Source organism: Catellatospora sp. KI3 (genome assembly GCF_029948125.1).
GTDB lineage: Bacteria > Actinomycetota > Actinomycetes > Mycobacteriales > Micromonosporaceae > Catellatospora.
This window is the reverse complement of the sequence record NZ_JASAMB010000009.1, coordinates 254630-269412: the sequence shown is the minus strand read 5'-3', so window position 1 is coordinate 269412 and position 14783 is coordinate 254630. Positions and strand designations below refer to the sequence as shown.

Here is a 14783-nt window from a genome sequence, read left to right as displayed (position 1 = left end):
CGGCGCGCCTAGAGTGGAGTGGTGGCCGAGATCGATCTCGACCGGCACTGGTACGGGGCGGTCGACGCCCCGATCACGCTGGTGGAGTACGGGGACTTCGAGTGCCCGTACTGCGGGGCGGCGGCGCCGGTGCTGCGGCGGCTGGTCGACACGTCCGGTGGCATGGTGCGGCTGGTGTACCGGCACTTTCCGCTGTTCGACTCGCATCCGTTCGCGCTTACGGCGGCGCTGGCGGCCGAGGCGGCCGGGGACCGGTTCTGGCAGATGCACGACCTGCTGTTCGCTCACCAGAACCGCCTCACCGACGCCGACCTCGACGAGTACGCACACCTGATCGGGGCGGGGCCCGTGACCGGGGCGGCGGCGCAGGAGCACCGGCCCGGCGTCGAGGCGGATTACGCCAGCGGGGTCGAGGCGGGGGTACGGGGCACGCCGACGCTGTTCGCCGACGGCCGCTTGTACCAGGGCAAAGTCGACCTCAACGCCCTCCGCAGCGCCCTCGGCATCTCCTGACGCCCGCACCCCGGGGTCGCGGGGTGCAGTTTCGGGGAAAGTGCAGGAACCATGTCCGGCATTCGTGCAGTTTCCCCGAAACTGCACCCCGCACCTCTGGGCGCGGTGGGCGGACCGACGTCACGGGACGGGCAGGGTGGGGTCGCGCCAAGGGCCGGACGGGAGAGCGGGCATGTCGCCGGATTCGTCGGCGGTGCACAGGGGCAGGCGCTCGCCCAGGCAGCGCAGCGCCAGCGAACCCAGGACCGCGGCCAGCAGCGAACCGGCCAGAACGCCGATCTTCGCCTGTTCGCGCAGCTCCGGGTCATCGAAGGCGAGGTCGGTGATGAACAGCGCGATGGTGAAGCCGATGCCGGCCAGCACCGCCCCGCCGATCAGGTGTCCGTAGCGCACCCGGCCGGGCAGCTCGCCAAGGCCAGTACGCAGCGCTAGTGCCCCACCGGCGCTGATGCCGACGGTCTTGCCGACGAGCAGCGCCGCCACGATTCCGATGGTGACCGGCGAGGTGACCGCCCGGCGCAGGGTTTCGACGTCCAAGCGAACCCCAGCGTTGGCAAGGCCGAACACCGGGATCACCAGGTACGCGCTGACGGGGTGCAGCGCGTTCTGCAGCCGGTCGTTGGGCGGCACCGTGGCCCGTGCCGCCGATACGGCCAACCGCGCCCGTGCGGCGTCGGCTCGCTCCAGCACGGCCCGGCCGTAGAAGCGCAGGCGATCGGCCTGCTCGGCCTCGACGGGGGTCGCGGGCACGAGTAGGCCGACGAGGACGCCGGCGAGGGTCGGGTGCACGCCGGAGGCGTACACGGCAGCCCACAGCAGGAGGCCGACCAGGACGTACGGCTGGAGCTGCCAGACCCGCGCCCAGCGTAGCCCGGCGAGCATCAGCACTGGGACGATTGCTGCCAGCAGCGCAGCGATCGAGACGTGGGCGGTGTAGAAGACCGCCATGACGGTGATGGCACCGATGTCGTCGGCTATCGCGAGGGTGAGCAAGAACAGGCGCAGCTGGTCCGGGCAGCGAGGGCCGAATAAGGCGAGGATGCCGACCAGAAAGGCGGTGTCAGTCGAGACGGGGATGCCCCAGCCTCGGGCCGCCTCACCAGCCGGGTTGAATGCAAGATAGATCAGCGCCGGTAGGATCAGCCCGCCGATCGCGCCGAGTACCGGGACCAGGACAGCCCTAGGACGGCGCAACTCCCCCACGGTGGTCTCGCGGCTGATCTCCAGGCCGACGGTGAGGAAGAACAAGGCCATCGCCAGGTCATTGACCCAGTGCCGTAGGTCCAGGGTGATCCCGGCGTCGCCGATACGCACCGATGCCTCGGTGTGCCAGAACGACTCGTATCCGCTCTCTGGGAGATTCGCCCAGATCAGCGCTGCCACGGTCGCCACCAGCAAGATCAGACCACTGCCAGCCTCGGTGGCCAGGAACCGCTGCAGCGGGTACGACACGTGTGGTATTGGAATCGCCACTCGGGGGGCAGGACCGGGGCGCGGCGGCAGTGCTGCGGTGCGTGTCGGCATATGCCGATGATCCTCGACCTGGTGCCGCAGAGTGAGGGCTTGACACGGTCCCGGTGTCATACGCCAGCGAATGACCGGAATTAGTTCCAGGGACGGAGCTTTCAGTCCCGATATATCACGTCGCCGACGATCGCTACCTCTCTCGCGGGTCCGGGCACGCGGTTCCAGAGCGGGCCGGCATGGTATTCCGTCAGATAATGCTCGGCCCAAGCCACACTTCCCGCGATGATGTAATTCTCGATCGAGTCCTCGGAGAGCAGGAAGACCTTTCGCGTTGAGCGGATCTCGCCGATACGTCGCTCCAGTGCGGCACGCTCCTCTGCGGTGGCGGTCCGCAGTGCCAGGGAGGTCCACTCCTTCCAGCAGGAAACACGCCAAACATTGCTGAAGAGCAGGTCCAGCGCAGGCTCGAGTTCCGGGCCGTCTCCGTCGCCACCATTCGACGGATAGCCCCGAACAAGAACCTGCGTATGTCCGTACGCATAGAACAGAAGGCTGAATCTGCGATGATCCCGGAGTGGCAGATCACCTCGGACCCGGCGGGTCAACTTGCACCCGTCCAACGCACCTTGCTGTCGTTCCACCAGAAGAAGTCAACTCTGTCCAACAACCCGGCTTGCTTGATCGTAAGTAGCTCTGCCTGCGTCTGAGAGAACCGGATGGTCGGATCGTCGGCGATCTCCCAGAGAGTCATACCCTTCGCGAGACCTTCCTCGGCTCGGGCCTCCGCCGCTTTGATGGCACTGTCGACGCCCCTCCACGAACCCTTCAGATGGTCAATCATGAAGGAAATCCGTCCCTCTCCTCGGCCAAGGCGAGCAATGGCCTTCTCAACCCCGGCACGCCACTCATCACCCATGCCCATTAGATGGCGGGCCCCGATCTCGTCTGCGAAGTTCTCAAGCGTAATGAAGGTGCCCTCGACGTTCCGACCGAGCGCGACGTGGTCAACCGGGCCTTCGCCGCAGTTGTGCACGAGTACCGGTACCCCGCCAGCAAGGACATAGTAAGTGTGAACGTCCTCAACCGTCAGGTCGAGCATTTCCTGAAGACCGGTCCAGGTCTTCACCGAGACGACTCGCTGCGTCTCTTTCCCCTCGTCGTCGCGGAGCACAGTGCCTGGCTTCAGGTCTGCGGCCTCGTCCCAACGCTTCGCGCCGACGTTCCAGAACGGATGGTGCCAGGTGGTGTGTAGCACACTGGTCGCTCCCGAACCGGTGTCCTCGATAGCGACGTCGGCCAGGTCCACGTCCTGGTTGCGGTGCAGCTGAATCACACGCTTGGCCTCGGTCACCCCAGTCAGCGGGTCCGTCGCCTTGACCTCGTCGCCTAGGCGGACGTCGGCAAGCGGCTTAGAGCTGCCGTCTGCCATGAGGACTGGCGTCTGTCCCTCAAAACTGTGGAACAGAGCCGTTACCCCGAGCCCCGCCGCCAGGGCCACGGCACCTTGCTTCAGGAGTGACCCACCGGCACAGGCTGCTCGGCCCGCAGCTCCACCGCCTGCCCGGTTCGCCATCATCCTGCTGACCAGACCGCCGGAAAACCGGCCGGTAACGATGCCGCGGAGCTCACCGGTAAGAGCGTTCCACGCGGCGCCTCCGGCCGCGCGCCCTCCGACACCGGCGAAAAGGCCGCGAGCCCCTGCGGCAACACCCGCGCCGAGCCCGCTGAGAAGGCCTGCCGTCAGCGCGCCGATGCCACCGCCGATCGCTGCGGAGATCCACAGGCCGGGGTCGTCGAGGGACCTGCCCTCGAACAGCCCGGTGGCGAGGGCTCCGACGAAGCCGCCGACGAAGCCGCAGGCAACGCCTCCGACGCCTGTCCATCCAAGTAGCAGGCCGCAGCCGACGCCGGCGACGACGCCGACGACTGCCCCCAGCAGGCCGGCATTTCGGCACGTGAAGCTAGCCTTGCACTTGGCTTCTGCTTCCTTTTTCGCGCGTACTGCGCCTTCCTTTGCGGTGACGTTGAGGGCGTCTTCGAGGATCTGCGCGGTGATGGCTTGGCGGTAGGCGTCGTTGTCGTAGCCCTCGTAGATGCCGGCCATGCTGTCGACCTTCTGCGCGAGCTCGACGCAGTCCATATCTCCGAGATCCGCCCGCTTGAGACGGATTCCGTTGATGTAGCAGCTGTCGTTGGTGATGCTGAGCTCGGTGCAGTTCATGAAGATGCTGACGCCGCTGGGCGTGTGCGGACACACCGGCTTGCTCTCGTGACCGCAGCCGCGCATAGCCTTGTCCTGGCTGTGGTATGGCTTGTCCGTTTGAGCACACGGAACCTTGCGTAGACCGCCGCCGCCCTTGTTCCCGTCGTTGCCCGGAACATGTTTCTTCTGCTGGTTGTAGGTTCTGCGCGCGTCCTGGTCCTGGGACCAGTCGCCCTCGGACGAGTAGGTCGGCCAATGCCCACTCGGGTCGGTGAGAGTGAGCGGGTTGGCGTTGGCGTAGGCGTAGCGGTTCGCGGCCCCCGACGAGCCGATCGGGCTGTTGGATGCCGTGTCACGTGAATCGAACTGACCGGTGTCCGGGTTGTACCAGCGCGCGGCCATGTTGATCCGACCCGTGGACGTGTCGGTCCACTCTGACTGGTAGCCCAGCCGCCCGATCAGCGTCGGCGTGCCGATCGGTTTGCCGAACGGGTCATAGGTCGCCGACCCGGCCAGCGAGGCGCCGGTGGCGGTGAACTGGCCGACGACGTCGGTGTGCAGGTCGGTCCACAGGTACCGCTGCGCGGCGCCGACGGTCGTGCTCAGCGCCGAGCCGCCGGGCCCTCGAAGGTAGATCCCCTCGTCGCCGCTGGTAGGGCTGCCTGGAGTGGGGTCGTCGGCGGCGATGGTGTTGCTGATCCCGGAGTACTTGTGACCCGCCTGGACAGCCCGGCCGAGTCCGTCGTAGGTGTAGTTCTGGGTGACTCCGGCGGTGCTGGTCTGCGAGGCTACCTGGTCGAAGGCGTCGGCGGTCGTACCGGCCGGGACGGTGCCCTGAGTGGTCGTCTGCAGGGTGCCGCGAGCGGTGTACCCGTATGTGGTGGAGCCGGAGGTCAGCAGCCGGTTGCGCTGGTCGTAGGTGAAGGTGTTCGACCCGGCCTTGACCCGGTTGCCCGACCGGTCGTAGTCGTACTCGGTCAGCGCGCCGTTGGCGGTCCAGGTCATGAGCCTGTTGGCGTCGTCGTAGGTGTAGTCGTTGACGGTGGTGACGCCGCCCTTGATGACCGTCTTCTGAATCTCGTTGCCGTTGGCGTCGTACTCGTAGCTGATCTTCCCGAGCTGGGCGTTGGTCGAGGACTTCACCTCGTCGGCGCGGAGACGATGCGCGTCGTCGTACCCCAGGGTCCGGGTGGTGACACCGGTGGTGCCGCCGTAGCTGATGGTCCGCGGCATGCCCAGGTCGTTGTAGTTCGAGTACTGGATCTGCGTGGTGCCGTTGGTGACGCTTGCCAGGCGGCCTGCGTTGTAGCCGAAGGTGGTCTGCCCGGCGGCGTCGGTCCTACTGGTGAGTAGGCCGTCGGGGCTCCACTGGTATGCGGTGTCGCCGAGGCTGCCGCCGGTGACGCTGAGCATGCGGTCGGCGTCGTCGTAGGCGAGGGTGATGTCCCCGCCCGGCCGGGAGATCGAGGTCGGCCGTCCGGCCAGGTCGTAGTCGAAGACCCGGTCGGTGGTCGCCGCCTCGGCGCCGGAGCCGGACTGCCGGACGAGGTTACCCACCTCGTCGTAGGTGTTGACGACGGTCACACCGCCCGGCGAGGTCCTGGTGACCGCGTTGCCGGCCTTGTCGTACGCGGTGGTGTAGGTACGGTCGGCCAGGTTCGGGTGGGCGGTGGTCGCGGGTTCGATCTGCGACTCCGGCAGACCCCAGACGTTGTAGGTCGTCCAGAAGGCGTTACCGCGCCCGTCGGTGAAGCGGGTCGCGTGACCGGCCAGGTCGTAGCCGAAGGTCGTGACGATGTTGCCGGCAGTCGAGGACACCGGCTGGCTCTGCGACACCAGCATGCCGGTCGCGTCGTAGGTGAAGGTGCTGGTCTTGGATTTCGGGTCGGTCACCGACACCGGGCGGCCGGCCCGGTCGTAAGCCGTGGTGGTACGGGCCAGCAGAGCGCCCAGGTGGTCCCGCTGCTCTGCGGCGACCGTCAGACCGGCGAAGTCGAACGTCGCTTCGCTGTAGGTGCTGTCCGGCAGTGTGGTGCGGGTCCGGCGACCGAGCGCGTCATAGCGGTAGGAGGTCAGCTTGCCGGCCGGGTCGGTCGTGCCGGACACCTCGCCGACCTCGTTGTAGGCGCTGAGCGTGATGAGGTGCCCCGGCGAGTCGACCTTCGTCAGACGCCCGGCGTCGTTGGCCTCAACCGCCTGGGTGCACAGCTTCGGACCCCCGTTCAGGGACCCGTAGCTGTAGGTCGTCGTCAGCGTCTGTGCCGAGGGCTGACGCACCAGCTGCGTGCTGGTGCACTTACGGCCCAGGAAGTCGTACGTCGCCTGCGACACCGCACCGGTCGGGCTGGTGACCGACAGCGGATCACCGATCGCGTCATAGGTGTAGGTGGTGTACCCGCCGTCGGCACCGGTCACCTTCGCCGCCTGGCCGAGCTGGTCGTACACATAGTGCGTCGAATTGTTCAGCGGGTCGGTGACGGTGGCGACCTGGCCCAGCTCGTCGTATTCCTTCTTGGCCACCGGCGTCAACGGCGTCGACGACCCCGGCGGGGTGTACGCGGGCAGAGTCGTCTCCACGACCTGGCCAAGCTTGTCGTACTTGATGGTCGTGAGCTGGCCCAGCGCATCCTGAGACCGCACGACGGCACCGAAGGCGTCGTAACCCAGGTAGCTGATGGCCCGACCCGTGCCCTGCGAACCGAACGTCTCGGTCGTCACCGACGGGCTCTTGGTCACAGCCAGCCGCGCTGCCTCGTCATAAATGTACTCGGTGAGGTTGCCCAGGGGATCGACCGACGCCGTCGGCAACCCTGCGGTGTCCAGCACGCTGGAGGTGCGGGTCACCGTCGCGTTCGCCGCCGGGATGGCGCCGTTGGCGTTCTTGAGTGTGGTGATCTCGGCATCCGACAGGGCGCGCTGATAGATCTGCACATCGTCGATAGAGCCACGCCACCTGGCGGCGGCGTCGCCGTCGAGGTTCGCGGTCGTGTGCAGGTTGATGCCGGTCAGGGCAACCGAACCGATCTGGGTACCGGTGCCGAAGATGTTGGGGGTGGCCCCGCCCGTGCCCGGGTAAAGCCACACGGCGCCGCCGGCGTCGCGGCCGACAAGGTCGGCGCGGCCGTCGGCGTTGTAATCGCCGGTGCTCATCCCGGTTCCGGCGACGGCCGACGCGCTGGCCTGCACGGCGGCGCTGAAGCTGATCGTGGTCGAGGCACTGTTGAGGTACTGGTAAGCGATGTTGCTGGTGGAGAGGCCCAGTAGGTCGGTATAACCGTCACGGTTGGTGTCTGCGGCGCCGATCCACGGAAGCACGTTGAAACCCGTACGGACCAGTTCCGAGTTCGCCGCCAGCACCGGGCTGCCCCCGCGGTTGCCCGCGTTGCGGAACAGCAGCATGTTGCCCGAACCGTCACGCGACATGACATCGACACGCCCGTCACCGTTGAAGTCACCGGTGACGATCCAGGTCGAGGCGCTGAACGCGGTCGCTGACAGCGTGACCGGCGAGCCGAACGACGCCGAACCGTACGCGCCGGTGTTCGGGTAGAACAGCAGCGCACCGGAGGCGTCCCGGCCGATCATGTCCGCTCGGCCGTCACCGTTGAGGTCGGCCAGGTTCAGGTAGGTCAGGCCGCCGACCCCGGTCGCGACCGTAGTGGCAGCGCCCAGCGAGCTGCCCGACGCGGCACCGTTGTTCGGATACAGCACCAGGTTGCCCCCGGTGGTGCGCGTCACCAGATCCGGCCGGGCGTTCAGATCACCGCCGGCCTTGCCCCCGCCGATGACCGTCGCACCGGCAGCCGACCACGGCTTGGTCAAACGGGTCGTCGTCCCGGCGAGCGTGCCGTTCACATAGATCTTGACCGTGTCGGTGTTGTTGGTGTCGTTGGCGTTGAAGACGCCTGCCACGTGCGTCCACACCCCGGTGGCGGCGGCCGACGACGAGATGACCACGTCGGAAGCGGCGCCGTTGGCGTCTGCCTGCGGCATCGCGAACGTCCACCGGCCGTTGGCCTTGTTGAAGTACAGCGTGAACCCGCTGACGTTCTTGCCGTCCTGGCTCGCGATGACGACTGGCGCGGCCGCTGCCGCATCGAGTTTGACCCAGGCGGCGACGGTGAAGCTGTTGGCCGTGTCCGCGCTGCCAGTGGTGCCGGTGATCGAGCCCGTGCCGTCGAAGACGGCACTGCCGGTGGTCGCCGTGATGGCGTGATCGGTGCTCCAGGTGACACCGCCCGTGGCTGTCCCGGGGTTGTTGCCGACCGCGTCGGCCGCGACTGTGCCAGTAGTGGCGTCGAGCTGCCAGCGACCGACTGGCACGTTCGCGGGGTTGGTTCCCGCCGGGCCGCCGTAGACGGTCTGCGACAGGATGCCGTTCTTCGGGTCGTACGCAGAGCGGGCGAAGGCCAGGGTGTTGCCGGTCACGCCGTCGGTCGACGTGCTCGCCACCGCACGGTCGTCATCGTCGAGGGTGATCGAGGTGGTGCGCTTGAGAACGGAGGGGTCGATCGTCGTGGAGTCGGTCCGCGAAGCCGCGTCCACGTGGTAGGTCTCGGTGGTGGCACCGTTCTCCGAGACCTTCTTCACCAGGTTGCCGACCTGGTCGTAGGTGTTCTGCTCGACCACGTACACCTTGGGGTCGGTGGCGGCGCCGTCAGTACGGATGACCTTGGCGACCTGGCCGTTGTCGTAGTACTCGTACTTCGTCTGCCAACCCATGGCGTCGGTCACGGTCGCCAGGCGGCCGGCAGGGTCGTACGCCCGCTGGCTCGTGACGAGCACGGTCGGCGCGATCGGGTTGTTCGGGTCGCCCTTCCAGTTGAGCACCTTCGTGGTGGTCACCTGGCCCGCCGGGTCGTAGACCGTCTCGAGGATCGTGCCGTCGGGCCGGGTGACGGTCTTCTGGTTGCCCATCGGGTCGTAGCCGAAGGAGGTGACGTGGTCGAGCTCGTCCTTGACGGAGGAGACCTGGTTGTACTGGTTGTAATAGGTCCACGTACCGCGCTTGGCGTCGACCAGGTCCAGGTCCGAGACCTCCTGGTACCTGACATTGCCGTCGTCGTCGTAGTCGATCCAGGTCTGCGCACGGTGCACGGCACCGGTGATCCGGTCGGTGACCTGCGGCTGGACCTGGTAGGCGACCCGCGACTGCTTGTCGTAGCTGATCGTCATCGTCAGACCGGCCGGATAGCTGCTGGTCTTGTCGGTCTTGGAGATCACCCGACCCATACGGTCGTACTGGTAGGTCGTCGTCATGCCGGCCGGATCGGTGACGGTGGCGACGTCACCGGACTGGTAATAGGAGACGGACTGCACCGTTCCCGCCGGTGAAGTGATCTTCGTGGGCAGACCGGCCGGAACATACCCGGTGTCGGCCGCGGCCGTATCCTGGTCACCGCTGTACACGGTCACCGTCCTGCGGCCGAGCGCGTCTGTGACCATCACCAGATTGCACTTGGCGTCATAGGTGAAGGTCGTCAGATAGGTGTCGTCGGTCTCGGATGCCGAACGCCCGTCACGCGAAGTCGCCATCTTGTCATTGCACGGATCCTGCAGGTTCGAGATGTTCAGCGTGTACGTGTAGTACGTGGTTCCGCAGTCATCGGTCTTCCGATCCAGGCAGCTCGTCTGCGAGACGGTGTTGCCCCGCGCATCGTGCTCGCTCTCGCTGAAGTTGCCGTTGGCGTCGACGACCGTCTGCAGCTGGCCGATGGCGTCGAAGCCGTACAACGTCTGGTTGCCCACGCCGTCGGTCGTGGCGACCTTGCGCCCCGAGGGCAGCGCGTAGGACTGGCTCAGCAGCGAGCCGCCGGTCGGATCGGTGATCGTGTACTTCTTCACCAGCGACGTGCCCGTCGCCTTGTTCCGCACTGAGAACTGCGCCTGCACCTGGGCGGCGTTGAGCTGGGTACCCTTGTAGAAGGCCACCTCCGCCAGGTCACCGTTGAAATAGCCGGTGAGATTGCCCTGCATGTAGGGCCAGTTCGTGCTGGTGGAGGCCTCGCCCGCGCCGAGGTAGGCGTAGGGCTGGCCATTGGGCACGATGGTGCCGGAGAGGCTGCCCACCGCCGTGCCGTCGAGGTAAAGGGTCTGGGTGGCGGCGGCCGTCGAGATGGCGGCGTGGTGCCACTGCCCGTCGTTGACCTGCGTCGCCGAGGAGATCGCCGGGCCGCTGCCCTGCCACACCTTGCCGCGCAGGCGGCCGTCCGTGCCGACGTAGAGTGCGGGGTTGTTCAGGAGCGCGTTGGTGCCGAGCACCCCGTCCTGGTACGAGAAGATGACGCCACCGGTGGTGCTGCCGTCGGGCACCCGGAACCACAGCGACATCGACCACTTCTCGCCGCCGACCGGGATGACGGAGGCGGGCAGGCTGACGTAGGAACCGGTCCCGTTGAAGGTCGCGGGCGAGTCGGTGTCACCGAACGGGCCGTCCGTGGCACCGAGCACGACCCCGTTGGTGTACTGCGCCAGCGAGCCGCCGACCTCGCTGACCGCGTCGCTGCCCTCGGTCTCGGCCAGGCGCCAGTACTCGCTCGGGGACGCGCCGAGCACGGTCGTCGAGTACGCCAGGTGAGAGCCCTCGTAGGCCGGCGCGTTGACCGACCACGTGCCACCGTTCTCATCGATGAGCTGGCTGAACTCACCGGTTCCGGAGTTGTAGGTCACGTCGGCGCCGACCTTGCCCGACGGCCTGAGGATCTTCGTCAGCGGGCGGGCGAGCGTGCCGCGCGCGCTGTTCAGGGCTGTGACGTCGGCGCTGGTGAGCGGTTTGTCGAAGAACGCGACCTCGCCGACGGTGCCGTTGAAGAAGCTGGCGGTGCCGATGTTGTGCAGGGTCGACGGATAGGGCTGGTTGGGCCAGCCGCCGCCGAGATACCCGGAGCCGATGAACTGGCGCCGCTGACGTCCCCCGATCACCAGCCCGGACTTGGTGCCGATCGGCTGCCCGTCGAGGTAGAGCGTCTGGGTGTCACCGGCCGCGCTGAGCACCGCATGGTGCCAGGCACCGTCGGTCACGGTGGCACTAGTCGGGTCGGAGATCGGCGCGTGCGCGGTCGGCGACCAGATCTGGTCGCCCTCCAGCGGCGTCTTGCACGTCCACAGGACCAGGTTGGCGCCCTGGGCGGTGCTCGCACCCGACACCGACAGGCAGCGGTTGGTCGCGGTGAACACGATGTTGCCGTTGCTGTCCAGGCGCCAGTTCTGCGCGGCGCTGCCGTTGCACGTCCAGCTCACCACGGCCTTGTTCTGCGAGCCGTCGTTACCGTCCAGGCACCGGGTGATCCCGTTCATCGTCACCCGCAACGTGGACCCGCTCAGCGTCCACCTCTGATTGCTCTGCTCAAGGCAGGTCCACAGCGCCACCGCCGCACCATCGGTGGTCTGCGAGCCGTGCACGTCGACGCAGTAACCCGAACCCCCACCCGTCAACGCCCCCAGGTAGCCCGCACCGGGCAAGGTCGGGAACTGGCCCGCCAGCTTGCCGTTGGAATCGACGTACAACGTCGGGTTGTAACCCCACTTCGTCGTCGACTGCGTACCAGGATCGTCGACCGACTGGCTGAGCAGCACCTTGCCGGGGGTGGTGGTCTTGAACCACAGGCTCGCCGACCGGTAACCGGACTCGGTGCTGATGTCCTGCGGCAGGGCCACGGTCGCGTCGGTGCCGTTGAAGGAGGCGGCGGTGCTGGTCAGACCGGTGATCGGCCCAGGCTGGCCGAGGGTGACCCCGCCGCGGTAGGTGCCGTTGTCGGCACCGGCGGTCGTGGTGACCGAGCTGGCCGCGACCGTGGTTCCACTCGCCTCGGCCAGGCGCCAGTTGGAGGTTGCGCCGAGGTTGCGCACGACAGACGGGTAGAGCGAGCCCGGGGTGGTTCCGGTCGCGTACTGGTAGGTGGTGCACATGGTCGCCGAGGTCGGCGGGCACACCTGGGCCAGCAGGTCGCCGCTGTAGTCGTAGTCCCAGACCGAGGCGCTGGACGGGTTTCCGGCGATCAGCTCGTCGGTCCGGATCTTGTCGACGTGGACCGGGGTGGTGGTCGTCCAATCCAGGTACAGCGAGCGGCCGGAAGCGGACGTGATCTGGCTGATCCGGTTGTTCTGAATGGTGAAGGTCAGCTTGCGGCCCGCGAGATCGGTGATGGACTTGATCGGGTAGGGCCCGCCGAGCGGCTGCGGGAACTCCACCGTCACCGGCTTGCGGCGGAAGGAGTAGCGCGTGCCGTCCTTCTCCAGCAGGTCATACCCGCCGGCCGGGGGGACGGTGGCCGAGCACGTGACCGTCTGGCCGCTGCCGTCCACGCAGGTGAGCGTGCCACCGCGGCCGCCGGGGGCGGCGAACGTCCCGTCGGGGCTGATGCCGAACGCGGTCTCCTGGCCGGAGGCGTATCGGATGGTCACGCCCTGGATCGCGCCGGCCGTGTCGTACACGTGGCTGGCCTGCATGTCGAGCATGCTCGACCAGCCCGCGCCCAGCGCCATGGCGGTCCGGGGGTCCTGGCTGTTGTAGCTGCGTTCGATCGTCAGCGGCGGGCCGACCGTGGTCACCACGGCGTCGGTGGCGGCGGTGGTGTAGTTGCCGATGCTGGGTTCGAACCCGCGACCGCTGTTGCGGGACAGCGTCGAGGTGACCAGTGGTTGCGGCGGCAGTGTCGTCAGGGTCGACCACCGCAGCGCGCTGATGGATCCGCCATCGGTGACCGCCACAGTCCACTGGTAGGTCTTACCGCGAACCAGCTTGTTGGCGGATACCTGGTAGGTCGAGGACGGCTTCCAACCCGAGTCGTCGATCTTGTTGTTGTCATCGTCGTAGACGGCGAAGTCGTAGGTCAGGGTGCCGCTCTTGTCCGGGTCGTGCGCGTCGGCGACCAGCACCGGGCGCAGCGACGCCGAGTTGTAGCCGCTGGGCGGGTAGGTGGCGTCGATCTGCGGGGTGTTCGGGCCGCTGTAGGTGAGCAGCAGGTACGGCGCGTAGGCGTAGTTGTTGTAGTCGCGCGAGGTGTACCGCTTGAAGTAGTTGCTGGTGGTCTCGTTCGGGGCCACCAGGGCCAGGCCGTAGTTGGCGCCGCCGGTCAGCCACGACTGGATCGCCGGCACGTTGAGGGCGATCTGCGTCCACCGACCCACCGACCGGTTCGCCGCAGTGTTAGTGCACGCCTTACCCGGCGCCGGCGTGTCCCAGCCGATCACGGTCGGGTCCAGGTTCGGACCCGGCCACTTCGCGCTCGCCGACCACGACGACGTGATCTTCTTCACCCACACCTGGCTGGCGGTGCAGTTCCAGGTCCAGGTCAGGTACGCCGCCAGCGATACCGCCTGCAGGGTCGCGCCGTTGTAGGTGGTCGAGAAGCCGGAGAACGACATCAGCGACTTCGCCACGTGCGTACCGCCGTCGTAGGTGCCCACCGCCAGGTTGTTCGCGGTCGAGTGGTTGACCGTGTCGGTCTTGTACACGTACGTGTCGGAGTTCGTCTTGAACGACGACGGGTCGATGCTCACCGGATACACCCGAGCCGGGTCCTCCAGCCACGCCCGGTCCGCGGTCACCTTCAACGCCGGACCGCCGTCCACCGCGATCAGCTCATAGGAGACCCCGTACGACGTCACGAAGTCACCGGAGGCCTGATCGACCTGCGAATCGAACATGTACCCGGCCGGGATCGACGCCTGCACCGCACCGGCCCCGTCGGTGAACACCACCGAACCGTCACCCGCCAGCGACGCCGTCAGACCCTTCAACTCCAGCGGGAACACGAACTCCGACGGCGACTGCGCCGACTCCAGGACAAGCGTGTCCTTATAGCCGTCAGCCAGCACCTCGACCTTCAGATCGACACCCGGCTGGATCGACGGGTACACGACCGCGTTCGCCTCAGCCACACCGGCGACGTCGGCCGCACCGGCCAGCCCGTACGAGACCGACCGCCCCCGGCCCAGGCCCATCGTCACGAGCCTGCCATCAGCGCCGCTCACCGCCAGCGACAGGTCCGTCGGCGCCGCCTTCTGCCCGAACCGGTTACCCGACCTGGCCAGACCACGGTCGATGCTGCGCCACACACCCTTGCCGTCACGGAAGTTGATCGGATCCGAGAAGACCTTGCGCGAATACGTCCCGTCCTCGTTGCGGAACAGGTCCGACGTCTCCGTCGACTGATCAGCGACCCGCTTGCTCGTCGCCGGATCGAACCTGCCCTCCTTACGCGGCGTCTCGAACGGACGCTTGGGCTTCTTCTCCCCGACCGGGCCGCGCGAGACGCCGTTGACATCGGTCGCCGACGCCGGCACATAGTGCTGACCCTCGCGCGCCTTCCCCCGACCCTGCACCGGCACGCCCACGAAATCGCCGCCCGCCCACGCCGGATGCTGCACCAGCCAGCTCCACACCGACGCCAACGGGAACTCACCGGTCGAGGGCATCAGCTCCGCGGGCAGCCCCAGGTTCGCGACCAGCAGCACCGCCAACCCCGCCACCAGCCGACGACGCCAAACGACCCGCTTGCCCCGCGACGACGACCGAACCAGGACAGCATCCAACCCGCGCATACCGCGATCCCCCCATGAGCGCCGCCGACGCGGCTTAGGGAGTCTGCGCCCGCCG

Annotated in this window: 4 protein-coding genes; 1 reads left to right on the top strand and 3 read right to left on the bottom strand. The window is 67.4% G+C overall.

The genetic code is table 11. The annotated features are described in order from the left end of the window. The first annotated feature begins 21 nt into the window (after positions 1-21). Positions 22-513 (top strand): DsbA family protein, encoded by a 492-nt coding sequence (locus QEZ54_RS17305; RefSeq protein WP_281305647.1) that lies wholly within the window; start codon positions 22-24, stop codon positions 511-513. Between the two features lie 120 nt (positions 514-633). Here the strand turns inward: QEZ54_RS17305 and nhaA are convergent, their stop codons facing one another. The 3 genes from nhaA to QEZ54_RS17290 form a co-directional block, all read right to left on the bottom strand. After that, positions 634-1965 (bottom strand): Na+/H+ antiporter NhaA, encoded by a 1332-nt coding sequence (gene nhaA, locus QEZ54_RS17300; protein WP_281305646.1) that lies wholly within the window; start codon positions 1963-1965, stop codon positions 634-636. Between the two features lie 173 nt (positions 1966-2138). Further along, a complete protein-coding gene (locus QEZ54_RS17295; RefSeq protein WP_281305645.1) occupies positions 2139-2621 on the bottom strand; it encodes a hypothetical protein in 483 nt (160 codons plus the stop codon). Next, positions 2582-14656: a LamG-like jellyroll fold domain-containing protein gene (locus QEZ54_RS17290; RefSeq protein ID WP_281305644.1), complete on the bottom strand. Its 12075-nt coding sequence runs from the start codon at positions 14654-14656 to the stop codon at positions 2582-2584. Before QEZ54_RS17290 ends, QEZ54_RS17295 begins: the two co-directional genes overlap by 40 nt. Positions 14657-14783: the final 127 nt, after the last annotated feature.